This window comes from Streptomyces sp. G5(2025), from assembly GCF_049542075.1.
GTDB lineage: Bacteria > Actinomycetota > Actinomycetes > Streptomycetales > Streptomycetaceae > Streptomyces.
The window spans coordinates 738668-760887 of record NZ_JBMUZT010000006.1 but is presented as its reverse complement, the minus strand read 5'-3'; the positions used below and the strand labels follow the sequence as shown (position 1 = coordinate 760887).

20 protein-coding genes and 1 pseudogene are annotated in these 22220 nt (G+C 71.8%); 8 read left to right on the top strand and 13 right to left on the bottom strand.

The annotated features are described in order from the left end of the window. Nucleotides 1–78: 78 nt before the first annotated feature. Together ACOBQB_RS14180 and ACOBQB_RS14175 are read right to left on the bottom strand one after the other, a co-directional pair. Nucleotides 79–204 carry a hypothetical protein gene (locus ACOBQB_RS14180; protein WP_423591935.1) on the bottom strand — a complete coding sequence of 42 codons (126 nt, stop codon included), beginning with the start codon at nt 202–204 and terminating at the stop codon, nt 79–81. Beyond that, nucleotides 201–698 carry a methylated-DNA--[protein]-cysteine S-methyltransferase gene (locus tag ACOBQB_RS14175; RefSeq protein ID WP_423591933.1) on the bottom strand — a complete coding sequence of 166 codons (498 nt, stop codon included), beginning with the start codon at nt 696–698 and terminating at the stop codon, nt 201–203. The genes ACOBQB_RS14180 and ACOBQB_RS14175 overlap by 4 nt, the downstream gene beginning before the upstream one ends. 406 nt (nt 699–1104) lie before the next feature. Here ACOBQB_RS14175 and ACOBQB_RS14170 point away from each other — a divergent pair, with 406 nt between their 5' ends. Together ACOBQB_RS14170 and ACOBQB_RS14165 are read left to right on the top strand one after the other, a co-directional pair. Then, nucleotides 1105–3126, top strand: a complete 2022-nt coding sequence (locus tag ACOBQB_RS14170) for an FAD-dependent oxidoreductase (RefSeq protein ID WP_423591932.1) — start codon at nt 1105–1107, stop codon at nt 3124–3126. Nucleotides 3127–3146: 20 nt separating this feature from the next. Then, nucleotides 3147–3680, top strand: coding sequence for a PadR family transcriptional regulator (locus ACOBQB_RS14165; protein ID WP_423591930.1), 534 nt, complete (start codon nt 3147–3149; stop codon nt 3678–3680). A gap of 261 nt (nt 3681–3941) precedes the next feature. Here the strand turns inward: ACOBQB_RS14165 and ACOBQB_RS14160 are convergent, their stop codons facing one another. The 3 genes from ACOBQB_RS14160 to ACOBQB_RS14150 all read right to left on the bottom strand — a co-directional run bounded on the left by ACOBQB_RS14160 (nt 3942) and on the right by ACOBQB_RS14150 (nt 5649). Continuing rightward, nucleotides 3942–4292, bottom strand: a complete 351-nt coding sequence (locus ACOBQB_RS14160; protein ID WP_423591928.1) for a hypothetical protein — start codon at nt 4290–4292, stop codon at nt 3942–3944. Between the two features lie 216 nt (nt 4293–4508). Then, entirely contained in the window at nt 4509–5015 is a 507-nt protein-coding gene (locus tag ACOBQB_RS14155; RefSeq protein WP_423591926.1) for a hypothetical protein, read from the bottom strand. A gap of 205 nt (nt 5016–5220) precedes the next feature. Further along, nucleotides 5221–5649: a nuclear transport factor 2 family protein gene (locus ACOBQB_RS14150; protein WP_423591924.1), complete on the bottom strand. Its 429-nt coding sequence runs from the start codon at nt 5647–5649 to the stop codon at nt 5221–5223. 197 nt (nt 5650–5846) lie between these two features. Here ACOBQB_RS14150 and ACOBQB_RS14145 point away from each other — a divergent pair, with 197 nt between their 5' ends. Then, a complete protein-coding gene (locus ACOBQB_RS14145) occupies nt 5847–6419 on the top strand; it encodes a PadR family transcriptional regulator (protein ID WP_423591923.1) in 573 nt (190 codons plus the stop codon). Nucleotides 6420–6426: 7 nt separating this feature from the next. Here ACOBQB_RS14145 and ACOBQB_RS14140 read toward each other — a convergent pair whose 3' ends face one another. Both ACOBQB_RS14140 and ACOBQB_RS14135 read right to left on the bottom strand, forming a co-directional pair. Continuing rightward, entirely contained in the window at nt 6427–7416 is a 990-nt protein-coding gene (locus ACOBQB_RS14140; protein ID WP_423591922.1) for a fibronectin type III domain-containing protein, read from the bottom strand. 157 nt (nt 7417–7573) lie between these two features. Continuing rightward, complete coding sequence (locus tag ACOBQB_RS14135) at nt 7574–7753, bottom strand: hypothetical protein (RefSeq protein WP_423591920.1); 180 nt, start codon at nt 7751–7753, stop codon at nt 7574–7576. A 104-nt stretch (nt 7754–7857) separates the two neighbouring features. Between ACOBQB_RS14135 and ACOBQB_RS14130 the strand changes: the two genes are divergently transcribed. From ACOBQB_RS14130 to ACOBQB_RS14120, 3 genes are all read left to right on the top strand, one after another. Beyond that, complete coding sequence (locus ACOBQB_RS14130) at nt 7858–8556, top strand: endonuclease/exonuclease/phosphatase family protein (RefSeq protein ID WP_423591918.1); 699 nt, start codon at nt 7858–7860, stop codon at nt 8554–8556. 289 nt (nt 8557–8845) lie between these two features. Beyond that, the gene (locus ACOBQB_RS14125; RefSeq protein WP_423591916.1) at nt 8846–10696 is read left to right on the top strand and encodes a glycoside hydrolase family 15 protein; all 1851 of its coding nucleotides are present in this window, start codon (nt 8846–8848) and stop codon (nt 10694–10696) included. A gap of 143 nt (nt 10697–10839) precedes the next feature. Further along, on the top strand, nt 10840–12045 hold the full coding sequence (locus ACOBQB_RS14120; RefSeq protein WP_423598472.1) for an amidohydrolase: 1206 nt from the start codon (nt 10840–10842) through the stop codon (nt 12043–12045). A gap of 34 nt (nt 12046–12079) precedes the next feature. Here the strand turns inward: ACOBQB_RS14120 and ACOBQB_RS14115 are convergent, their stop codons facing one another. From ACOBQB_RS14115 to ACOBQB_RS14105, 3 genes are all read right to left on the bottom strand, one after another. Further along, nucleotides 12080–12343, bottom strand: a complete 264-nt coding sequence (locus tag ACOBQB_RS14115; RefSeq protein WP_423591914.1) for a DUF5133 domain-containing protein — start codon at nt 12341–12343, stop codon at nt 12080–12082. Nucleotides 12344–12425: 82 nt separating this feature from the next. Further along, nucleotides 12426–13892 carry an aminotransferase class I/II-fold pyridoxal phosphate-dependent enzyme gene (locus ACOBQB_RS14110; RefSeq protein ID WP_423591912.1) on the bottom strand — a complete coding sequence of 489 codons (1467 nt, stop codon included), beginning with the start codon at nt 13890–13892 and terminating at the stop codon, nt 12426–12428. Nucleotides 13893–14112: 220 nt separating this feature from the next. Further along, nucleotides 14113–15261, bottom strand: a complete 1149-nt coding sequence (locus ACOBQB_RS14105) for an amidase domain-containing protein (protein WP_423591910.1) — start codon at nt 15259–15261, stop codon at nt 14113–14115. Nucleotides 15262–15667: 406 nt separating this feature from the next. On the opposite strand from ACOBQB_RS14105, the gene ACOBQB_RS14100 reads away from it, so the two are divergent. Next, complete coding sequence (locus tag ACOBQB_RS14100) at nt 15668–17566, top strand: transglycosylase domain-containing protein (protein WP_423591908.1); 1899 nt, start codon at nt 15668–15670, stop codon at nt 17564–17566. A 29-nt stretch (nt 17567–17595) separates the two neighbouring features. On the opposite strand, the gene ACOBQB_RS14095 is transcribed toward ACOBQB_RS14100, so the two are convergent. Beyond that, nucleotides 17596–18930: a hypothetical protein gene (locus ACOBQB_RS14095; protein WP_423591907.1), complete on the bottom strand. Its 1335-nt coding sequence runs from the start codon at nt 18928–18930 to the stop codon at nt 17596–17598. 213 nt (nt 18931–19143) lie between these two features. On the opposite strand from ACOBQB_RS14095, the gene ACOBQB_RS14090 reads away from it, so the two are divergent. After that, nucleotides 19144–20781, top strand: a complete 1638-nt coding sequence (locus ACOBQB_RS14090) for a class I adenylate-forming enzyme family protein (RefSeq protein WP_423591905.1) — start codon at nt 19144–19146, stop codon at nt 20779–20781. Between the two features lie 105 nt (nt 20782–20886). Here the strand turns inward: ACOBQB_RS14090 and ACOBQB_RS14085 are convergent. Continuing rightward, nucleotides 20887–21323, bottom strand: a pseudogene (locus ACOBQB_RS14085) (FGGY-family carbohydrate kinase); the annotation flags it as partial. Nucleotides 21324–21460: 137 nt separating this feature from the next. Next, nucleotides 21461–22048, bottom strand: coding sequence for a DinB family protein (locus tag ACOBQB_RS14080; RefSeq protein ID WP_423591903.1), 588 nt, complete (start codon nt 22046–22048; stop codon nt 21461–21463). Between the last annotated feature and the right edge of the window lie 172 nt (nt 22049–22220).

The following is a 22220-nucleotide window of genomic DNA, read 5'->3' as shown; positions in this document are numbered from 1 at the left end:
CCGGATAGGGCACGGTTCCAGGCCGCGCCACGTCGACCGTGGAGCGGAACAGGTCCGGGTCGTCGTAGAGCCCCGCGATCAGCGGCACTCGGCGGGGACGACGGGGCGCGGGGTGAGCGCGCAGCCGTGCGTGTCCAGCTCGGCGGCGAGCACGGTCCGGTCCGCCGTGTTCGCCGCTGACGTGACCGCGCGTGGTGTGGTCACGCCGCCTCCAGGTCGAGGAGGAGCCGCTTGCGCTCCAGGCCGCCCGCGTAACCGGTGAGGGAGCCATCGGCGCCGATCACCCGGTGGCAGGGGCGTACGACGAGCAGTGGATTGCGCCCGATGGCCGTGCCCAGGGCACGCACGGCGGCGCGGGAGAGGCCGAGCTGTTCGGCGAGGCGTCCGTAGGTGGTCGTGGTGCCGTAGGGGAGGGCGTCCAAGGCGTCCCAGACCTTGCGCTGGAAGGCGGTGCCCGCTCCGGCGGCGTACTCGATGTCGAAGCGGGTCAGGCTTCCGGCGAAGTACGAGCGCAGCTGCGCGGTGATCACCGTGAATGCCTCGTCGTCACGGACCCAGCCGTCCAGGACGGCGGCGGCGCCCTTCTGGCCCGGCATGGACAGGGAGGCGAGCGCGGTGCCGCCCTTGGCGGTGCCCGAGGCCTCGCCGACCAGCAGCAGCGCGCCCAACGGGCTGTCGATCGTCGTGTAGACGGTCATGGGACTCTCCTCCGGCGTTCTTGACCGATCTCCAGTCTGCGGCGCGCGCGGGACGGCGGCTGGCGGGATTCGGACATGGCGCTTGCGCCCCCCGCCTCCCGCGTCGCCCCGCCTCCCGCGTCCCGCGTCGCCCCGCGTTCTGCGGGCAGCAGGGGAGGCTTGCGGCTACCGGCGGGGGTTCGCCTCTGGTTGTTCGACCCGCGGAATCATCCTGGAGGTCGATGCCGCCAGCGGCCGGCCAGCCGCCATCGGTGGCGAACACGCTGCCGGTGATGAACGACGCGCTGTCGCTGGACCGGAACGCGCCCCCATGAGACTCCCCTCACGCTTTATGCAACTAGTTGCACAACGCTTCGCGCGTCGTCTACAACTGTCCTGTAGACACCGCGTACGGAGGGCCGCCCGCATGAGCCGTTACCCGAACCTGCTGAACCCGCTCGACCTGGGCTTCACCACCCTGCCCAACCGGGTCCTGATGGGCTCCATGCACGTGGGCCTGGAAGAGGCCCCGAACGGCTTCGAGCGGATGGCGGCCTTCTACGCGGCCCGTGCCCGCGGCGGCGTCGGCCTCATCGTCACCGGCGGCATCGCCCCGAACGACGCGGGCCGCCCCTACCCCGGCGGCGCCAAGATGACCACCGAGGCGGAGGCCGCGCAGCACGCGGGCATCACCGCGGCCGTGCACGCCGAAGGCGGCAGGATCGCGATGCAGATCCTGCACTTCGGCCGGTACGCCTACCACCCCGACCTCGTCGCGCCGAGCGCCATCCAGGCGCCGATCAGCCCCTCCGTGCCCCGCGCGCTCACCGACGACGAGGTCGAGCAGACCATCGAGGACTTCGTCCGCGCCGCCGAGCTCGCCAAGCTCGCGGGTTACGACGGCGTCGAGGTCATGGGCTCCGAGGGCTACCTCATCAACGAGTTCATCGCGGCCCCCACCAACCGGCGCACCGACCGCTGGGGCGGCGCCTACGAGAACCGCATCCGCTTCCCCGTCGAGATCGTCCGCCGCGTCCGGGAACGCGTCGGCACCGACTTCATCATCATCTACCGCCTCTCCATGCTCGACCTGATCCCCGGCGGCTCCACCCTCGACGAGGTCATCCACCTCGCCAAGGAGATCGAGGCCGCGGGCGCCACGATCATCAACACCGGCATCGGCTGGCACGAGGCCCGCATCCCCACCATCGCGACCTCCGTGCCGCGCGGCGCCTACACCTTCGTCACCAAGAAGGTCATGGGCGAGGTCTCCGTCCCGCTCGTCACCACCAACCGCATCAACACCCCCGAGATCGCCGAGCAGTTGCTCGCCGACGGCGCCGCCGACATGGTCTCCCTGGCCCGCCCGCTCCTCGCCGACCCCGACTTCGTCGCCAAGGCGCGCGCCGAGCAGCCCGAGGCCATCAACACCTGCATCGGCTGCAACCAGGCCTGCCTGGACCACACGTTCAACCTCCAGATCACCTCCTGCCTGGTGAACCCGCGCGCCTGCCACGAGACCGAACTCGTGCTCGCGCCGACCCGCACCAAGAAACGCGTCGCCGTGGTCGGCGCGGGCCCCGCCGGCCTCGCCTTCGCCGTCTCGGCGGCCGAGCGCGGCCACGACGTGACGCTCTTCGACGCGGCCTCCGAGATCGGCGGTCAGCTCAACGTCGCCCGCAAGGTCCCGGGCAAGGAAGAGTTCGACGAGACCCTGCGCTACTTCCGCACCCAGCTGCGACTGCGCGGCGTGGACGTCCGCTTGAACACCGTCGTCACCGCAGAGGAGCTGGCCGACGCCGCGTACGACGAAGTCGTCGTCGCCACCGGCGTGGCCCCCCGCACCCCCGAGATCCCCGGCATCGACCACCCGAGCGTCGTCGGCTACCTCGACGTGCTGCGCGACGGCGCGCCCGTGGGGGAGCGGGTCGCGATCATCGGCGCGGGCGGCATCGGTTTCGACGTCGCCGAGTACCTCACCGACGGCGGCGAGAAGGCGAGCCTGGACCCGGCGACGTACTTCCGCCAGTGGGGCGTCGACATGGACTACCGCGAACGCGGCGGCCTGACCCGGCCCGAACGGCCCGCCCCGCCGCGCACCGTCCACCTCCTCCAGCGCAAGGCGTCCAAGGTCGGCCAGGGCCTCGGCAAGACCACCGGCTGGATCCACCGCACCGAACTGCGCCACCGCGGCGTCACGATGGTCGCGGGCGCGAGCTACGACCTCATCGACGACGCGGGCCTGCACGTCACCGTCGACGGCGTCTCCTCCGTCATCCCCGTCGACACCGTCGTCCTGTGCACCGGCCAGGAACCGCGCCGCGGCCTGTACGAGGAGCTGCTCGCCGCCGGGCGCAGCGTGCACCTCATCGGGGGCGCCGATGTCGCCGCCGAGCTGGACGCCAAGCGCGCCATCAAGCAGGGCACGGAGCTGGCCGCCGCGCTGTGACCCATCCCTAGGATGGCCCCATGTCACTCCCGCACGCGATCCTCACCGCCCTCCTGGAGAAGCCGTCGTCGGGGCTCGAACTGACCCGCAGGTTCGACAAGTCGATCGGCTACTTCTGGTCGGCGACGCACCAGCAGATCTACCGCGAACTGGGCAGGCTGGAGCGAGAGGGGGCCATCCGCGCGCTGCCGCGGCAGGGGGCGACGCGCGGACAGAAGAAGGAGTACGAAGTCCTGCCCGCGGGCCGCGCCGAACTGTCCCGCTGGACCGCGGCGCGCCAGGACCCGAAGCCGATGCGCGACACCCTGCTGCTGCGCCTGCGCGCCGCCGCGGTCGTCGGCACCGAGGGCATCCAGGAGGAACTGCACCGCCATCTCGACCTCCACCGGCGGCAGTTGGCGGAGTACGAGGACATCGAGCGGCGTGACTTCCCGCCGGGGAAGGACGCGATCGAGGACCGCCTGCGCCATGTCGTGCTGCGCGCGGGCATCGACCTGGAGACGTTCTGGACGCAGTGGCTCACACGCGCGCTCGACGAACTGGAAGCGCCGTAGCCCCGCCCGAGCGCGTCGCCTTCCCGTGCCTCCTGGCCCGGGCGGCACGCGCGCGTTGTCTGCTGCGGGGCGGGGGTGAGGCTGGGGCGGAGGCTGCGTCTGGGTCTGGGTCTGGGTCTGGGCCTGAATCGGCCGGGCATCGCCTTCCGGGCCCCGGTCCGGGCCATCGGGGTATCGCTTTCTGCGGGTCTTGGTTCGGTGCGGCGTTATGGGGCCCCGGCCCGGGTCCGCCGAGCGTCGCCTTCTGAGGGCGGTCCCGTATCAGCCGAGCGTCGCCTTCCGCAGGTCCCGTTCGGGTTGCCGGGTGTCGCCCTTCGCCGGTTTCGGTCCGGGGCGGCCGGGCGCGGCATTCCGGGGCCCCGATCCGGGGATGCCCGCGGGCACGATCGCGAGGTCGGTACCGAGCGTGGCCACCGCGTCGAGGACCGGGCCCTGCTCCGGGCCGAGCAGCTGGACGACGTGCGCGCCGGTCACGGTCAGTCCGAGCCCGTCGAGGCTCTCCCGCAGCTCCTCGGGGTCGGCGAGCACGTCGTACGGCTCCACCGCCCCGTATCCGAGGTCCGCAAGGCGGCGCAGCGTCCCCTCGCGGTCGGTGGTGAGCCGGTCGCGCACGGAGTAGAGCTGAACGAACGCTGAGCGGTCGTGGCATGAGCGCGCCCTCCCTGTCGGCTGGGAGGACGGTAAGGGCGGCCCACCGGGACGGGCGCGACGCGGCAAGGGTGCCGCCGGGAAGCGGCGCAGAACACGGCGGCTGCCGCCCACCCACCGCGAGGGTGGGGGAGCGGCAGCCGGTGGTGGCGCCGTGGCCGGGCGGTGCCGGGTCGTCGGTCAGGCCCGGTTGCCCGCGGCGCGCCGCCGCAGGTACCAGACGCCGCCGCCCGCGGCCGCCGTGGCCACGAGGACCCCGCCGGTCATGAGCGTGAGCGCGCCCCGGTCCTCCGCACCGCCCCCGAGCCCCCCACGGACACCGCGCGAGGGCGCGGCCGTCGAGGACGCCGTCGGCATGCTGCCGACGGTGACGGTCTGAGGTCCGGCCTGCGAGCCGTCCTGACAGGCGACCAGAACGGTGTAGGTGCCGGCACTGACATTCCGCCAGGTGCCGCTGCCGTTCGTCAGCTGCACCTGTCGACCGCCGGCGAAGCTCGCGTTCGCGGCGTCCATCAGCGAGGCCGTACCGCCGCCCGCGCACGCGGCGGTGGTGACCCGGACGGTGGAGCCGGTGGCGGTCACGGAGATCCCGCCGCCCGCGAACGCCGCCGGCGCGGCCAGCGCCAGTGGGAGCGCGGCCGCGGAAACGGTCAGGCCGGCACGGACATATATCTGATTGGTACGCATGAGTCTGCCCTCCGGTGGCACGGGAGGCGGTACAACCCATGCGCCGCCGCGAGTCGGGGAACGCCCGTGCTACCTGACGAAGAGCCAACGTGCCGCGGGCGCATACCGCATGCGGACTGCCTCCGGGCAGGTGACGGAATCCTTCGTCCGGCGCAGAGCCGACCGCGCGCAGAGCTGACCGCCCGTCACCCGCCCACGGGGCGCCTCACCGGGGAGCGGGGACGAGCCCGTCGGCGACCAGACCCTCGTACACGGCCTGCCCGAGGGCCTGGACGGCGGACTGCGGGCGCACCATCACGGTGAACTCCTTGATCCGGCCCTCCTCGTCGAAGTGCAGCAGGTCGATGCCGTGGATCTCCTTGCCGTTCACGGTCGTCCGGAAGAGGAGGACGGCCGACTCGGCCTCGTCGCCGTCGGTGCTGGTCCGCGCCTGTCCGGCGTACGACCCGACGTACCGGAAGTCCTCGAACGTGCGTAGCAGGACGCCGAAGAGCCCGAGCACCATCGCCCGGCCCTCGAAGGGCACGAACTTCACGGGGCTGTAGAAGCGGATGTCCGGAGTGAACAGATCCGTCAGGGCGTCGAGGTCACGCTGTTCGACGACGGAGCGGAATCGTTCGGCGGTGGGGTGCATGAGGGTCCTCCCGGAGGCGCACGGCACGAGATCACGGCGGCATGGTCATGATGTCGGCATAAAGCCGACATACATAGTCATGGATATGGCTAGTCATGGAAGCGGCTAGTTATGGGGTGCGGCTAGTCATGGATCTGACTGGTCATATCCATGACTATGATGAGTGGCGAGGTGGTGGAAGGGAAGGGGATCGGGCGATGGCTCTGCGGCACGCGGTGCTGGCGGCACTGCTGGACGGCGAGTACAGCGGCTATCAGCTGGCCAAGGGCTTCGACGTCGGTGTGGCCAATTTCTGGCACGCGCTGCCCCAGCAGCTCTACGCCGAACTCGCCAAGCTGGAGACGGAGGGCCTGGTCACCGGCCGGGAGGTCGTCCAGGAGGGCCGCCCGAACAAGCGGCTGTTCCGCGTCACCGACGAAGGCCTCGCCGAGATGGAGCGGTTCGCCGCGCGCTCCGCCAAGCCGTCCTTCATCCGCGACGACCTACTGGTCAAGGTGCAGGCCGTGGACGGCGTCGACGCCGCGCCGGTGATCGGCCAGCTCACCGAACGCGCCGAAGTGGCCGACGCCAAGATCGAGGTCCTCGAAAAGCTGCTGGTGAAGCTGCGCGGCGGCGCGGACGAGGACACCTTCCTGCGTACCGGCGAGCGCGTCGGCCCCTACCTCACCTGCCTGCGCGGTCTCGCCTTCGAACGCGAGTCCCGCGACTGGTGCCGGCGCGCGGCGGCCCTGCTGACCGAACGGGCGGCCGCCGCGCGCCGACGGGACTGAGCCCGCGTCAGCCCGTGGTGACCGTCCGCGTGGGGGAGTAGGCGCCCCACGTCCCGTCCGGCAGCTTCGGGCGGATGCGCACCTCGTGCCGTTCCGCCGCCTTCCTGCCGATGTAGAAGCTGTGCCTGGCCCTGGCGTCGGGGCCTTCGGGTGCCGTACCGCCGAAGACGAGCGAGGTGGCGGTGCGGCCGTCCAGCTGGATCTGATATTCCGTCACCGCGCCACCCGTCCGCGGCGGCGTCCAGGCCAGGTCGATGTAGTACGCGCCGTCCGCGCGGTGCGTGCCGGCGCGGAAGGCGGTGGGCGCCGTGCCGCGCCCGGAGTCCTTGCCCGCGGCGGTCGTCAGGCGGACCGCCGGGCTCGCGGGCGAGAAGTTGTCGGCGGCGTCACGCGCCTTGACCGTGAACGTGTAGTCGGTGTCCGGCCGCAACCCGGTCACCAGCGTCGTGGTCTGCCCGCCGCCCACACTGTGGATCTTCGAGGAGCCCTGATAGATCTCGTACGAGGCCACGGCCCGGTTGTCTCTCGACTTCCGCCAGGACAGCATGGCCGACCGGCTCCCCTCGGCCTCGCCCCGCAGCCGTGCGGGCCGGGTCGGCGGCTCGTGGTCGGCGGCGGCCGCGGCGGGCGTCGTGACGGACAGTCTCCTGCTGTCCTCGCTGAGGTTCCCCTCGGCGTCGCGGGCGCGCACGGTGAAGGCGTACGTGGTCGACGGCTTCAGGCCGGTGATGTCCACCATGTGCCGCCCGCCCGGCACGTCCTTGACCTTCTTGGCGTCGCGGTACACCGCGTAGCCGGTGACCTCGGTGTCGTCGGTGGCCTGGTTCCACATGACGTGGGCGGTGGTGGCGCTGCCCGCCTGGACGGTGAGGCCGCGGGGCGCCGCGGGCGGCCGCGTGTCCTGCCGGTCACCCTGGCCTCCCCACGCGCAGCCGCTCAGCGCGGCGACGAGGGCCACCAGGGCCAGGGGGGTGGACAGCTGGGAGGTCCGTCGCACGGGGCTGCCTTCCACTCGACGGCATTGGTCCGGACCTATTTCACGCACAGGTGACGGGGTCACATCAAGAGGCGGAGCGTGCGACCTCACACCTTTCGGTAGGCACCGCCAGTTCGGCACCCGTCCCGAGCCCCCCCGCCCTGCGTCCCGATTCAGGTCAGCCCTCGGTCAGCGGAAGGGCCGGGGAGACGAGGGGGTCCGCGGTGGTGACGATGGCGAGGGTCGGCGCCTTGACACGGGCGAGGTCGCCGCGGACGTCGATCCTGCGCACCAGGTCCACCTGTCCCGTGGTTCCGGCGGGCAGGGCGGATGCGAGCTGCTCGGCAGCTGTGTGCACCTGAGCGGGGGTGAGAGCATGCCCCGGGAGCCCACGAAGTCCACGAGAGGAGTAGCGTGCGGGATTTGCCCGATTCGACGACGGACCGAGACGGATGCGCGGTCGTGCGTGTGCTCAGCTACAACGTCCGCTCCATGCGGGACGACGTCACCGCCCTCGCTCGGGTGATCCGGGCCTGCCGTCCCGATGTCGTCTGCGTTCAGGAGGCGCCACGGTTCTTCCGCTGGCGAAAGGCCGCCACCCGTCTCGCTCGGACCAGCGGTCTCGTGTACGTCGCGGGCGGCGCCACCGCCTCCGGCCCGATGATCCTCTCCTCGCTCCGTGCCCACGTGGAACGCACCGAAGACATCCTGCTGCCCCGCACCCCGGGGCTGCACCAGCGTGGCTTCTCCACCGCCGTGCTGCGGTTCGGCCGGGCCCGGCTCGGGGTCCTGAGCTGTCACCTGAGCATCGACGACCGGGAGCGCTACACGCAGGGGGAGCTGCTTCTGGAGCGGCTGTCCGCTCTCGCGGAGCCGCACGCCGTCGTCGGGGGCGACTTCAACGACCGACCCGACGGCCGTACGTTCGGCCTGCTCAGCAACGCCCTCCAAGACGGCTGGGCGACGAAACCGTGGGGGCGGGAGCACACCACCCGGCTGGGCGATCCGCTGCAACGCATCGACGCCGTCTTCGCCACACCGGGGGTGCGGGTGCTGGGGTGCGGAGTGCCGATGGGCCTCCCCGGGATTCGCGAAGAGGATCTGCGCGCGGCCACGGATCACCTGCCGGTGCTGGCCGCTGTGCGAGTTCCGGCCGCTTAGAGGCAAGCGGCAGTCAAGCTGACGCCCATGCCGGGGGGAGGGGGCGGCGAGGGTGACGCCGGGTGTCTTGGGAGCCAACGGCCGTTTGCTGGACTGCGCCTGCCCACCCGCGCGGTGGGGCGCGGAAACCATGCAGCGCGCCACCTGGCGGGAAGCGGTGCGCGCCAGGTGCATTCGTGGCAATTCATGTGGGTATCCCCCTTACGTACGCCGTAGACGCACGGCCTCGACACACCGGACACCGGACGTCTCTGTCCCGTCGCTACAGAGTTCCGAGGGAGAGCCGACCATGGCCGCAGGTGAATGGAGGCCGGTGAACAGGCACGACGGTTACCTGCCCATCGCCGAGCATGGCCTGATCGGTGACGGCCGCGGCTCCGCCCTGGTCGGGCACGACGGTGCGATCACCTTCATGTGCGTACCACGCTTCGACTCCCCACCGCTGTTCTGCGCGCTGCTCGACCGGCACCGCGGCGGCCACTTCCTCGTCGCCCCGCAAGACCTCCGGCACAGCCTCCAGCGGTACGCGGAGGACACCGCGGTCCTCCTCACCCACATGCGCACACCCACCGGCACCGTGGAACTGACCGACGCCTTCGCGCTGCACCCCGCGGCGCGGCTCGAAAACAGTGGCCGGCCCGGAGCGGGAGGGCTGCTGCGCACCGCTCGCGTCACCCGCGGCGAAGTAGATCTGGACGTCACGCTGCGTCCCCGCGGAGGAGCACATCTCACCGGCGGACCGTACAGGTGGACGGTCGACTGCACGCGGCAGCGACTCTCTCTCGGCCTCACCTGCTCCCACCCCCTGACGGGCGGCGACAGCACCCTCCACATGCGGGCCGGGGAGCAGCTTTCGCTCACCCTTGACTGGGAGAAACCCTTCGGCCCCGGCCCGCATGACGACGTGCGGACAGCCCTGGCACAGACCGAGCGGGTATGGCGGCGCTGGTCGGCCCGCGTCGTGACAGCGGTACCGCAGCTCCCGCTGGTACGCCGCTCCGCGATCACCCTGAAACTGCTGGACCACATGGACAACGGGGCCATCGTCGCGGCCCCCACCTCCTCCCTGCCCGAATGCATCAACGGCACCCGCAACTGGGATTACCGCTACACCTGGATCCGGGACGCGGCCTACACGGTGTTCGCGCTGCGCCGCATCGGGCTGCCGCAGGAAGCGGGGCGTTTCCTGCGCTGGGCGCTGGACACCGCGCAGTGGCAGGACCGGCCACGTGTCCTGTACGACGTCGACGGCCGCGCCCCCGCTCCCGAGACGATCGACCCGGAGCTGGCGGGATACCGCGCCTCCGCCCCGGTGCGCTGGGGAAACGCCGCCTCGGGACAGATCCAGCACGACGTCTACGGCGAGATCCTCGACTGTGCCTTCCAGTGGTCGGCGACCGGCGGCACTCTGGCCCCCGAGCTCTGGCAGCGTCTGGCCGGCCTCGCGCACAAGGCACGCACCGCGTGGAACACGCCCGATCACGGTATCTGGGAGGTGCGCACACCAGGTCGGCCCTTCACTTACTCCGCCGCCATGTGCCAAGTCGCCCTCGACCGCGCCGCCCGCCTCTCACGCCGCCTCGACCTGCCGGGAGAGGCCGATACGTGGGCCAAAGAGGCGCGTCGTCTGACGGAACACATCCTGCACGCGGCGTGGGACGACGAAGTCGGGGCGCTGACCGAGCATCTGGGAGTGGGCGGGGCCCTCGACAGCTCGTTGCTGGCCCTCCCCCTGCGGCGCGTGGTGCCCGCCGACCACCCGCGCATGGTCGCCACCACCCGCGCCATCTCCGACCGGCTCGGAGCCGGCAACGGACTGCTCTACCGCTACCTCCCCGAGCGCTCGCCCGACGGCATCGGGCAGCCGGAAGGCGCGTTCGTGCTGTGCAGTTTCTGGCTGGTGGACAACCTGGTCGGACAAGGCCGCGTCGAGGAGGCCCACGAGCTTTTCGACCGGCTGTGCTCCTACGCGAACGATCTGGGGCTGCTGCCCGAGCAGATCGATCCGGCCACAGGGATCTTCCTCGGCAACTTCCCCCAAGGGCTCAGCCACGTCGGACTCATCTCCAGTGCGATCGTCCTCGGCCGCACCCTTCATGGAGCCCGCCCGGAACTGTCCACCCAAGCGTGGTTCGGCTGACCCCCGGCACTGTTCACAAGGGACGGGACGGTGCCGTCGAGGCACGTGTGGCTGCCGGAATCCGTGGAACACGTCCCGTGCCGTCGCCGGGCGACCGCGCAGACCCGGTCCGAGGAGGTCGAGGAGGTCACGTGTCGCAGCCCATGGATACGGACATGGATTCCGTGTACGCCCGCATCGAGCGGGAGGTCGCCGCCCGCGCCGGCCGGCTCTGGGACGTGAGCCTCGCGCTGCACGGCGAACCGGAGACCGCCTACGAGGAGCACCGCGCCGCCCGGCTGCTGGCGGACGAGCTGGCACACGAGGGGTTCCTGGTCGAGCGGGGTGCCGCAGGGCTGCCGACCGCCTTCGTCGCCCGCTCGGGCACGGCGGCCGCCGCAGGAAAGGGCCCGCGCGTCGCCCTGTTGCTGGAGTACGACGCGCTGCCGGAGCTGGGACACGCCTGCGGGCACAACCTGATCGCGGCGGCGGGCCTCGGAGCGGCCCTCGGCGCGCGGGCCGCGCTCGGCGACGCCGCCGGAACCCTGCTGGCCGTCGGGACGCCGGCGGAGGAGCGCGGCGGCGGCAAGGTCGCGGAGGTGGCGGCGGGCCTGTTCGACGGGGTGGACGCCGCGCTGATGTTCCACCCGGGCGTATACGACTGGTCGTGGGCGCCCTTGACGGCGAGCGCGCAGATACGTATCGGCTTCCACGGCAGGGCCGCGCACCCGACGGGCAACCCCACGGAAGGCATCGACGCGCTGGGGGCGCTGATCCAGCTGTTCAACACGCTCGGCGTCCTGGACCGCAGGCTGCCCGCCGGGTCGCACGTCCAGGGCATCGTCACGGACGGCGGCCGGGCGACGAACATCGTCCCCGAGTACGCGGAAGGGCTGTTCGGGCTGCGCGGCGCGACCACGTCCGCGCTGGAGGACCTGGTGGCGGAGCTGCGCTCGTGCGCGCAGGGTGTCGCGCTGGCCACGGGGACGAAGACGGAGATCGCCGAGGTGGCCGCCCGGTACGAGCACTTCCGAGACAACGACGTGCTCTCGGGGCTGTTCGCGGGACACCTGGAGAAGGCGGGCATCCGGCTGTCGGAGCCCGCCGCCGGGGTCTACCTGGGGTCCTCGGACATCGGCAACGTCAGCACCCGGGTGCCGACGATCCATCCGTTCGTCGCCATCATGGGGTCGGACGGCTCGGACCACACCCTTGAGTTCGCCCGGGCGGCCGCCGGACCGCGGGGACGCGAGGTCATGCTGGCGGCGGCGTACGCGCTGGCGAGCACCGCGGCCGACGTCCTGCTCCGTACGGATGTGCCCGAGCGGGCCTGGGCCCGCCACCACCGGAAGGCCGCGGCCGGAGGATGACCACCGGAGGGGGACCGGGGGCCGCCGTACCGCCTCAGGCCGCCAGGACCGTGTCCTGAGCGGCAGGCGCAGCAGGCGCCGCCGGTCGTGCGTCGGGGCGCTCGGCGGTCGCCAGGATCTCGTCGGCGGCCGCGATCGCATCCGTGATCGACTGCGTGCCTGTCACCACGCACAGCGTGTAGGTGACGTCCTCCAGCTCCCGCTGCCACGCCGGGTCTGCCTTCTCCACGAGCGCGATGCGCGCGCAGGCGTAACGGGCGAGCAGAGTTCTCACTGAGCGCGGTTCCGGCTTCAGCACGATGACAAACCCCTCCTGAACACAGTTCGGTGGGGTACGGGTGCCCCGTAACCGCGCCCTCATGCCTGAACTCGCCGCCGGTTCAGTCCTCGACCGCCACCCGCACGCTCTTGACCTCCGTGTCAGCGGCATCCGGCACGACCATGCCGGCGTCGACGCCGGTGCGCAGGTAGCGGACGACGTCCGCGTTGAGACGTTCGCCGGGCAGCGCGGCGGGGATGCCGGGCGGGTACGGGGTGAGCATTTCCGCGGTGACCCGGTCGACGGCCTTCTCCCACGGCACCTGCTCGGTCGGTCCGAAGTACGCGTCGCGCGGGAGCAACACCTGTTCGAGCCGCAGCTGTGGGGGATCCGGGACCGCCACCCGCTGCGCGGGCCGCAGCTCGTCCGCGTGCGCGGCGACGTCCCGCAGCGCCGTGAGAAGTGTCTGAGCGGCGTGTTCGTCGTCGGCGTGGGTCAGTTGGGCGCTGATGCGACGGTGGTCGGACAGGTGCAGGTTGATCCGGTGGTGTTCGCGCAGCCAGTCGGCCGCCCGGTAGCCGGTCGTGCCGAGACCGGTGATGTCGACGATGATCTGGAGGGGGTCCATGGTGGCCGCGCGGCCGGGCCCGCAGAAGTCGTCCCGCCCGTGGACGTGCATCCCCTCGATGCCGGCGATCCGGGTCCGCAAGGAGGCGGCGAGGGCGAGCGCGTCGTCGTAGAGGGCGCGGCCGTGCTCCACCATCTGGCGCCGCCAGCCGTCCAGGGCGGCGTACAACAGCACGGAGGGGCTGGTGGTACCGAGCAGGTCCTCGCGGCTCTTGAGCACCTCGGGGTCGATCAGGTCGCCCTGGAGGTGGAAGACCGAACCCTGCTCCAGGCCGGAGCCCATCTTGTGCACGGAGGTGACGCAGACGTCGGCTCCGGCGTCCATGGCCCAGGTCGGCAGGTCCGGGTGGAACGGCAGGTGGGCGCCCCACGCCTCGTCCACGATGAGCGGCCTGCCCCGCCTGTGGCAGACCTCCGCGACGGCGGCCAGATCCGAACAGGTGCCGTACGGCGTGGGCGTCGTCACGAGGGCGCCCCTGGCGTCGGGATGTTCGGCGAAGGCCGCCTCGAAGGCCTCCGCGGACGGCGGGTGGGCCAGATGCCGCTCCGGGTCCCACTGCGGCGCGACCCAGATGGGCCGGATGCCGGAGAGGATCAGCCCGGAGACCACGGACTTGTGGGCGTCGCGCCCCACGAGCAGCTTCTCGTGCGGCCCCGCCACCGACAGCATGGCCGACTTGACCGACAGGGAGCTGCCGCAGGTGGAGAAGAAGGTGTGCTCGGCGCCGACGGCGTCCGCCATGAGGGCCTGCGCCTCTTCGAGCACGCCGTGGGAGGACGTGCGGTCGTCGAGGCCGCTGGTCGCCAGGACATCCGAGCGGAACACCGCGTCCCCCAGAACCTCACGGACCCGGGGGTCGGCGCCGCGTCCCTGCTTGTGGCCCGGCGGGGTGAAGGGGGTCTGTCCTTCGGAGTGGTAGGCGGCCAGGGCTTCGAGTACCGGCGCTTTCGAATGGTCCATAGGGTGCGGTTGCCCTTGACCCAGGAGAAGGAAACGGCACGCCGCCGCGGGTGCGGCCGGGCGAGTGAACCTGACCCGGCCCGCTTCGCGGGCACCTCACGGAAGGACCGGCGCGGGAGCCTTGGCGGAGCGCTCCGCCGGCATCGGCCTTGCGACCGCGAAGGCCACGCGGGGACGACCCGGTGCCGCCCGCGCCGGTCCGGTGGGGCTACCGGTTCCGTCAGGTGCGGTACGCGAAGTAACGCGCGTCGGGGTAAGACGCGACGACGCTCGCCAGCGACCTGCGGTACGTGTCGTTGGAGTGGTACGTCAGGTACGGCATGCCCCGACCGTTGCGGTACGTCACCATCATGGTGTGGTCCTTCGACCCGTTCTTGTCGAAGTCCACCTGGAGGACGTCGCCGACATCCATCTGGTAGGCGTTCGCGAGGTTGGGGGCCCGCCGGTTGGACAGCGTGAACCAGGCCCACTCGTTCACGCCGATCCAGGAGGTGCTCTGGCTCGCGCCGTCGTACCACCAGTTCCGGTAGTCGTAGGCGGAGCCGGGAACGGGCTTCCAGCCGCCCGCGTGCAGCGCCTGGCTGACGAAGTTGGTGCAGTCGCCGCCGGATCCGTTGAACGTCCGGTACGCCGGGTTGTAGCTGTACCAGTACTTCTCCGCGTACCGCGCCATGGCGGCGTAGTCGTACGTAGTGGCGGTCTTCCCCGAGGGCATCGGGGTGGCGGGGCGCTTGGTGGACGCCGGGGTGCCGTCCGGGTACTGGTTGCCGTCGTCCTCGACGGTGTTCACCCGGGCCACCGAAGGGTCGTTGACCGCGACGGGGCCGTCGTCCCGCGAGGTGATCGCGGTCAGCTTCCAGCCGCCGCCCTTCGTGCCGGCGAGCTTCAGCTCCTGCCGCGTCGAGAACGCGGTGGTGGCCGGTTCGTCCCCGCGCACCTTCTTGTAGGTGAGCGTCGACGACGAGGTCACCTCGACGGTCGCCGTGCCGCCGGTGATCGTGGCGCGCTCCACGGCGACGCGGGTGTCCGCCTTCGTGTAGGCCTCGCCGAGCTTCGCCAGCCGGGACTTGCGGGCGCGCAACGAGCGGAGCGCGGCGTCCTCGTCCTTCTTCAGCCGGGCCGACATGCGTGCCGTGGAAGCGCCGGCGCCGGAACCGCCGCGTCCCGCGTGCTCCTCCACCAGGGCCTGGGTGCGCCGGGAGAGGACGTCATCGGCGATGCGGGCGAAGGTGGCGACCGTCTTGCGGTCGGCCTTGCGGGGCTCGCTCTTGGCGGTGTCCGCGTGCGCGGGGGGCGCCAGCAGGGAGCCGGATGCCACAGCTGCGGTGAGACCCGCGACGACGGCGGGTCTGTATCTCTTGGGTATCACTCTGTTTCCTCTTTTGTCGCTTGATCACCCCGACTGGGGCACGGAATCTTCGCACAACTCCGGGCCGGCACTGTGCTGTTCCTCCCGCCGGAGTCCCGAAGGCCGCCGGACCAGGGCGTCAAGGCCCCGGCGGAGGCGCCCCGCGTACCTCTAGGGTGTGCGGCAAAGCGCAGCAGAGGAGGCGTACGGGGTGGGTGGGCGCAGGAAGGCCGCAGGTGGGGGCTCCGGGGGGCGGCGGGCGGCACCGGGGGGCCGCCGAGCGGCGACGGGCCGGCGCAGGAAGTCCGGGGAGCGGCGCAGGGCACAGCCAGGCGGCATACCCGGCGCCCTCGCCCGGGCGCGCAGGCAGCTGCGGCGCCTGCGTCCCGCGTATCCCCGGCCGGGGCGCAGCGGTTGGCGGCGGTGGATGCCTTCGTGGCGTCAGTGGCTGGGCGCCTTCCTGTACATGTTCGTAGGTTTGAGCGGCTTCGTCGCGATCGCGTACGCCGCCACGGACATACCGGACGACCTCAACTCCTTCGCCACGCAACAGGACAACGTGTACTACTGGTCCGACGGCACCGTCATGGCCCGCACCGGCTGGGTCATCCGGCAGGAGATACCGCTGGGCAAGGTGCCGCCGAAGGTCCGCGGGGCCGTCCTCGCGGCCGAGAACGCGAGCTTCTACTCGGATTCCGGGGTCTCGCCGACCGGTTTCCTGCGTGCCGCGACCGCCGCGGTCACCGGAGGGGAGACCCAGGGCGGGTCGACCATCACCCAGCAGTACGTGAAGAACGTCTACCTCAGCCAGGACCGCACCCTGTCCCGCAAGTTCACCGAAGCCCTGCTCGCCGTGAAGCTGGACAACCACACGAGCAAGGACAAGATCTTCCAGGACTACCTCAACACCAGCTGGTTCGGGCGTGGCACCTACGGCATCCAGCGCGCCTCGCACGCGTACTACGGCAAGGACGTCTCGCGGCTCAACCCCAGCGAGGGCGCGTTCCTGGCCTCTCTCCTCAAGGGCGCCGGTCTGTACGACCCGGCCCTCGGCAAGGAGAACCGCGAGCGGGCCGTCGAACGGTGGAACTGGATCCTGGACCGCATGGTCGCGACCGGCCACCTCACGCAGGCCGAGCGCGCCACGTACAAGAAGTTCCCGGAGCCCACGAAGCCGGGGTCCGGCGGCACCATCCCCGGCGCGCAGACCGGCTATCTGGTGGAGCTGGCCAAGCGGCACGCCATCAAGGAGGGGCACATCAAGGCCGCCGATTACGACCTCGGCGGCTACCAGATCCGCACGACCTTCGACCGGAAGCGCACGAAGGCCCTGACCGCCGCCGTCCGTAAGGCCGAGAAGGACTTCGACGCCAAGCGGCGGCCCGACACCGACAAGTACGCCAGGATCGGTGCGGCGAGCGTCGCCCCGGACGGCCGGCTGCTCGCCGTGTACGGCGGCCACGACTACCTGAAGCAGGGCTTCAACCAGTCGAACGCGACGACGATCCCGGCCGGTTCGGTGTTCACCCCCTTCGTCTACGCCGCCGCCCTGGAAGACGGTGTGCAGCGCACCCGCGACGGCGGCCGCACACCCGTCTCCCCGGCCAGCGTCTACGACGGCGACGACCGGATCGCCGTACGGACGCCGGAGGGGCCGTACTGGGACCGCAGCGGCAAGGTCGTGAAGGGCCGCAACGAAGGCGGCCGGGACTGGGGCGAGGTGACCCTGCGGCAGGCCGTCGCGAACTCCGTCAACACGCCCATGCTCCAACTCGGCCTCGACGTCGGCCTCGACCGGGTGGAGACGTACGCCCTGCGCGCGGGGCTGCTCGAATCGAGCCTGGGGGAGCGGATCCCCACGTTCGCGCTCGGGGAGAACTCGACGCCCAGCGCCATCCGGATGGCCGGCGCGTACCAGACGTTCGCCGCCGACGGGATGCACACCGACCCCTACTCGGTGCGCTCGGTCACGCGGGCCGGGGACGCGGTGCCGCTCGTCGAACGAAAGCCCGTCCGGGCGGTGTCGAAGAAGACCGCCCAGGCGGTCACGGACGCCCTGCGGGCCACCATGACCGACGGGTCGGCCAAGGCGGCGGGCGGGGCGCGCGCCGGTGCCGTGGGCAAGACCGGGACGACCACCGCGAACACGGCGGGCTGGTTCGTGGGCGGCACCGAGGACGAGACCACGGCCGTGGTCGTGTACCGCATGTCGCTGAAGGACCTGGTGCCGCTGCCGCTGAAGGGGCTCGGCGGCGACGCCCCCGGAAAGCTCGGCAGCGAGCGGGCGGTGGGCCTGTGGGCCGACTACATCGAGGCGGTGAAGTAGCAGGAGGTGCGCCGCGGCCCCCGCCCACGCTACTTGACGAGCGACTTCCAGTCCGGCGCCTGCGCGGGGTCGAGCAGGCGCAGCCGGGCCAGGACCTGCGGGTCCTGGGCGTCGAGCCAGTCCGCCAACTCCCGGAACGACACGCAGCGCACGCCCTTGCGCGGGCACACCTCCCGCATCACGTCCTCGACGGCGTTCATGTAGATGCCGCCGTTCCAGTCCTCGAAGTGGTTGCCGATGAACATCGGCGCGCGGCTTCCGTTGTAGACGCGGTTGAAGCCGTTCATGTACGACTTGCGGACCTGCGCCTCCCACTGCGGGTACTTCTCCGGGTCACCCTCGGTGCTGTCGCCCGACTGGTGGTAGAGGAAGTTGAAGTCCATGGAGAGGACTTGCACCTCTTTGCCCTCCAAGGGGAGGAGTTGCAGGGGGAAGTTCCATATGTCGTCGACCTTGGACGGCCATATCTGGAAGTCCCCCGAGGAGCTCGCGTCGTAGCGCCAGCCGAACGGCTTGATCGCGGTCAGGAGGTTCTTCTGCCCCTCCAGGCAGGGCGCGCGGCCGCCGACCACTTCCCGGTCCGGGTCGAAGGGCAGGGGCGCCTCCTGCGTGAAGCCGGTGTTGGTCTTCCACTTCTTCACGAACGAATACGTCTGCTCGATCTCGCTCTTCCACTCCGCCGGGCTCCAGTCCCCGCCGCCCTTGGGACCGCAGAAGTGCCCGTTGAAGTGCGAACCGATCTCATGGCCGTCCTTCCAGGCCCCGCGCAGCTGCTCCAGCGTGGTCTGTATGTGCGGGACGGTCGGGTACGAGATGGCGGCCGACCCCGGGTTGTGCTGCGGGGGGCGGTAGAGGGCCTTCTTGCTCTCCGGCAACAGATAGATGCCGGTGAGGAAGAAGGTCATGTGGGCTTTGCTCTCCCGCGCCACTTGGCGGAAGTGGGAGAAGCGGTGGTCGTCGCCCTCCAGCGCGCCGTCCCAGGAGAAGACCACGAACTGCGGTGGCTTCTCGCCGGGCTTCAGCTTCTTGGGCTTGAGCTGTCCGCGCTGCGGCCCGGTGTACGAGGTGGAGCCGTCACCCAGCACCCGGATCTTGCCGTCCCACTTCTCCTCGCCCTTCTTCGCGCGCTTCGCGGAACGCGCCTTCTCCGCCGCGTTGCCCTGCGACGTGGACGCCGTGTGCCGGGCGTCGTCCCCGTTCCCGGAGGAGTCCCCGAGGGCGAGGACGCACGTGGTGGCCACCCCGCCCAGCGCGAGCACGGCCGCGACCGCGACCACGCGCTTGCGCTTCCGCGCCTTCTCGCGCGTCTTGCGGGCAGCGCGGGACTCGGTCCGGGCGGATCCGGTGCCGTCGGGTTCGATCACTGCGGTCCCACCCCGTGTTCATCGCAGCAGGGCCGCGTGTGAATTGTTTGTATGAATATAGAACCGACGGGGTCGTCTTCAGTAGCCCGGGTTGGCCGCACGGCGGCTCGGCGGCCCCGGGCTCAAGGGCGGGGGCATGCTACTCCGCCCATCGATGGCCGAAGTTGCCCCCTGCGAGACCGTCGCCCCTAAGTGGCATGTTTGCATGTGTTCATGATCATCAACACACAGGGAACATCTGAGCCGCAGACCTACGTGGACCGCATCCTGGAGCACTGGCACCAGGACGAGGACGCCGAGGCGCTCGTCCAAGGGGCGCGGCGGCTCACCCGGGGAGAGGCTCGGCGGCGGATGTTCCGTTTGGGGCACGCGCTGCGCCGGCAGGGGCTCGTGCCCGGTGACGGAGTGGGGCTGTTCCTGGCCAATCGTGTGGACTCCGTCCTCGTCCAGCTCGCGGTCCATCTCATCGGCTGCCGCGTGGTGTTCCTGCCGCCGGAGCCAGGGCCCGGCGAACTCGCCGCGCTGGTCGAGCAGTCCAAGGCGCGCGCCGTGGTCACCGACCCTCTCTTCGCGCACCGCGCCGCCGACGCGGCCGGCCGCAGCGTCCACGCACCCGCCCTGCTCAGCCTCGGGCCCTGCGAGCAGCCGTGTGCGGACCTGCTCGCCCTGGCGGCCGACTGCCCCGAGGTGCGCCCGGACGGCGTGCCCGCCCCGGGAGCGGACGAGGCCGTCACCGTCCTCTACACCGGCGGCACCCTCGGCCGCCCCAAGCTCGCCGCGCACAGCCACCGGCTCTACGACGCGCTGGTGGACCTGGCGGTGGACAAGGCGGAGGAATCCCGGTCCGCGTTCTTCCCGTCCATGGACCCGGGCACGGACCGGGTGCTCGCCGCCACGCTCCTCACCCACGGCAGCGGCCACCTCACGTCGGTCCAGGCACTGGTGACCGGCTCCGTCCTCGTCGTACTGCCCGAGTTCGAGGCGGGCGCGGCGCTGACGGTCCTGCGCGAGGAGCGGATCACCGCCACCATGTTCGTACCGCCCATGCTGTACGCCCTGCTCGACCACCCGGCGTGCGAACCCGGCGCGCTCCCCGAGCTGCGGCGGATCGTCGTCGGCGGCGCGGCCACCTCGCCCAGCCGGCTGCGGCAGGCGGTCGAGGTCTTCGGGCCCGTGCTCAGCCAGGGCTACGGGCAGTCGGAGGCGCTCGGCATCGCCGCGTTCGGCGCGGAGGACCTCGCCTCGGAGGGAGCCCGGCGGCCGGAGCTCTGGCGCAGCTGCGGCCGCGCGATATCCGACGTCGAGATCGAGATCCGCGGCGAGGACAGCACGGCGGCCCTGCCCGTCCGGCAGGTCGGTGAGGTGTGCGTGCGCGGCGAGACGGTGATGCTCGGCTACTACGAGGACCCCGAGCGCACCGCGGCGGCGCTGCGCGACGGCTGGCTGCGCACCGGGGACATGGGCTACCTCGACGCCGAGGGCTACCTCTATCTCGTCGACCGGGCCAAGGACATCATCGTCACCGGCAGCACCAGCGACAACGTCTACTCCCGGGTCCTGGAGGACTTCCTGCTCACCCTGCCCGGGGTGCGCAACGCGGCGGCGCTCGGCGTACCGGACGAGGAGTACGGCGAGGCCGTCCAGATCTTCCTGGCCACGGCCGGGGACGCCGACGTCGACCCGGCCGAGGTCGCCGCTGCGGTGACCGCCGAGTTGGGAGACCTGTACACGCCCCGCGGGACGGTCCTGCTGGACGAGCTGCCGACGACCAAGGTCGGCAAGGTGGACAAGAAGGCGCTGCGCGCCGCGTGGGAGAGCGGTGCCATGGGCGCCCCGTCCGTCTCGGCGTGAGAGGCGGTGCCCCGGGCGGGCGCGGCGGACACCGGACACCCTCGGTGCCCGCGCCCGCCCGGAGCGCTCAGGGGCGGCTGATCCGTTCGGCGGCGGCCGCCCGGGCCGCGCCCGGTCACCGTGCGGCTCGTAGCGGGTCAGGGGCAGGCTCCGGGCCCGCAGGCGCCGTGCTTCGGCGCGGTCGCCGACCAGGCCGTGCGCGCGCCTGGACCAGTACGTTGCCGAGCGCCGCCGCCTCCGCCGGGCCCGCGACCACCGGCAGCCCGCGGGCGTCCGCCGTCAACTGGCACAGCAGGGCGTTGCGGGCCCCGCCGCCCACGACGTGGACGACGTCCACCGGCCGGTCGGCGAGGCGTCGCGCGTCCCCGACGGCCGCGCGGTGCGCGAGCGCGAGCGCGAGCGAGTCGAGAATGGCCCGCGTCGTCTCGGCGGGCGTACGCGGCAACAACTGCCCCGAGGCGCGGCACGCCTGCCGCGACGCGCCGCGGCATCCGGCTGGGCACGAGGAAGGCCGGGTCCGCGGCGTCCACCACGGACGCCGGGCCGGGGATCCGAGTTGCTGTCAACCCTCGGCGTGCGCGTAGGGGCGGGGCGGGGCGGGGTCGAGCTTTGGCATCCGGCAGGGGCACCGAGAGGGAGTCCGGGTGGGCGGACGGGCGCCACCACGGCCCCGGCCGTCTCAGCCCGCTTCGCGTGCCGCCCGCTCCACCCGGGCGCGGTGCTCGGCCCACCACGTGGCGTCGCCCTGGGCAAGGTTGTCGTCGCCGACCCTCAATCCAGCCGTCCCGTCGATCAGTTCACGGACGACGTCGGCGTGGCCCGCGTGGCGGCCGGTCTCGGCGATCATGTGGACGAGCACGCGGTGCAACGTGATCTCGCTGCCCTCGGCGCCCTCGCCGCCGGGCAGCCGGCCGACCGCGTCGAGTTCCCGTGACTCGATTGTCGCGTCCGAGTGGACCCAGGCCTTCCGGTAGAGACCGACGAGGTGCTCCCGGCTCTCACCGGGGGTGGCCCACAGATCCGCGTTCGGCTCGGCGTCGCCCGTGATCCACAGGGGCGGCCCGTCGAACGGCCGCCCGAACGTGGCGCCGAAGTACAGTGCCTCGGCTCCGGTCGCGTGCTTGACGAGGCCCAGGAGGTTGGTGCCGGTCGGCGTCAGGGGGCGGCGTATGTCGTACTCCGACAGGCCTTCGAGCTTCCACAGCAGTGCGTCGCGGGCGTCCTGGAGGTGGACGCGGAGGTCGGTCTTGAACTCTGAGGTGGTCATGGGCGGCAAGTCTGCCGTGGGCGGATCTTGGGGGCGCGGGGATTTCGCCCGGGCGGGGGGCGGTGTCGGTGGGGTGCGGGGGTTTTTGCGCAGGTCGTGGGGTCGGTGCGGGTGCGGTGCGGTGGGGTGTGGTGTCGTGCGGTGGGGCGCGGGGTGGGCCGGGGGTGCCGGG

Bases quoted from the DNA above. Each gene is read 5' to 3' on its own strand.
- ACOBQB_RS14175 (WP_423591933.1), bottom strand. From the start codon at position 698: ATGACCGTCTACACGACGATCGACAGCCCGTTGGGCGCGCTGCTGCTG.
- ACOBQB_RS14170 (WP_423591932.1), top strand. From the start codon at position 1,105: ATGAGCCGTTACCCGAACCTGCTGAACCCGCTCGACCTGGGCTTCACC.
- ACOBQB_RS14165 (WP_423591930.1), top strand. From the start codon at position 3,147: ATGTCACTCCCGCACGCGATCCTCACCGCCCTCCTGGAGAAGCCGTCG.
- ACOBQB_RS14155 (WP_423591926.1), bottom strand. From the start codon at position 5,015: ATGCGTACCAATCAGATATATGTCCGTGCCGGCCTGACCGTTTCCGCG.
- ACOBQB_RS14150 (WP_423591924.1), bottom strand. From the start codon at position 5,649: ATGCACCCCACCGCCGAACGATTCCGCTCCGTCGTCGAACAGCGTGAC.
- ACOBQB_RS14145 (WP_423591923.1), top strand. From the start codon at position 5,847: ATGGCTCTGCGGCACGCGGTGCTGGCGGCACTGCTGGACGGCGAGTAC.
- ACOBQB_RS14125 (WP_423591916.1), top strand. From the start codon at position 8,846: ATGGCCGCAGGTGAATGGAGGCCGGTGAACAGGCACGACGGTTACCTG.
- ACOBQB_RS14120 (WP_423598472.1), top strand. From the start codon at position 10,840: ATGGATACGGACATGGATTCCGTGTACGCCCGCATCGAGCGGGAGGTC.
- ACOBQB_RS14110 (WP_423591912.1), bottom strand. From the start codon at position 13,892: ATGGACCATTCGAAAGCGCCGGTACTCGAAGCCCTGGCCGCCTACCAC.
- ACOBQB_RS14100 (WP_423591908.1), top strand. From the start codon at position 15,668: ATGCCTTCGTGGCGTCAGTGGCTGGGCGCCTTCCTGTACATGTTCGTA.
- ACOBQB_RS14090 (WP_423591905.1), top strand. From the start codon at position 19,144: ATGATCATCAACACACAGGGAACATCTGAGCCGCAGACCTACGTGGAC.
- ACOBQB_RS14080 (WP_423591903.1), bottom strand. From the start codon at position 22,048: ATGACCACCTCAGAGTTCAAGACCGACCTCCGCGTCCACCTCCAGGAC.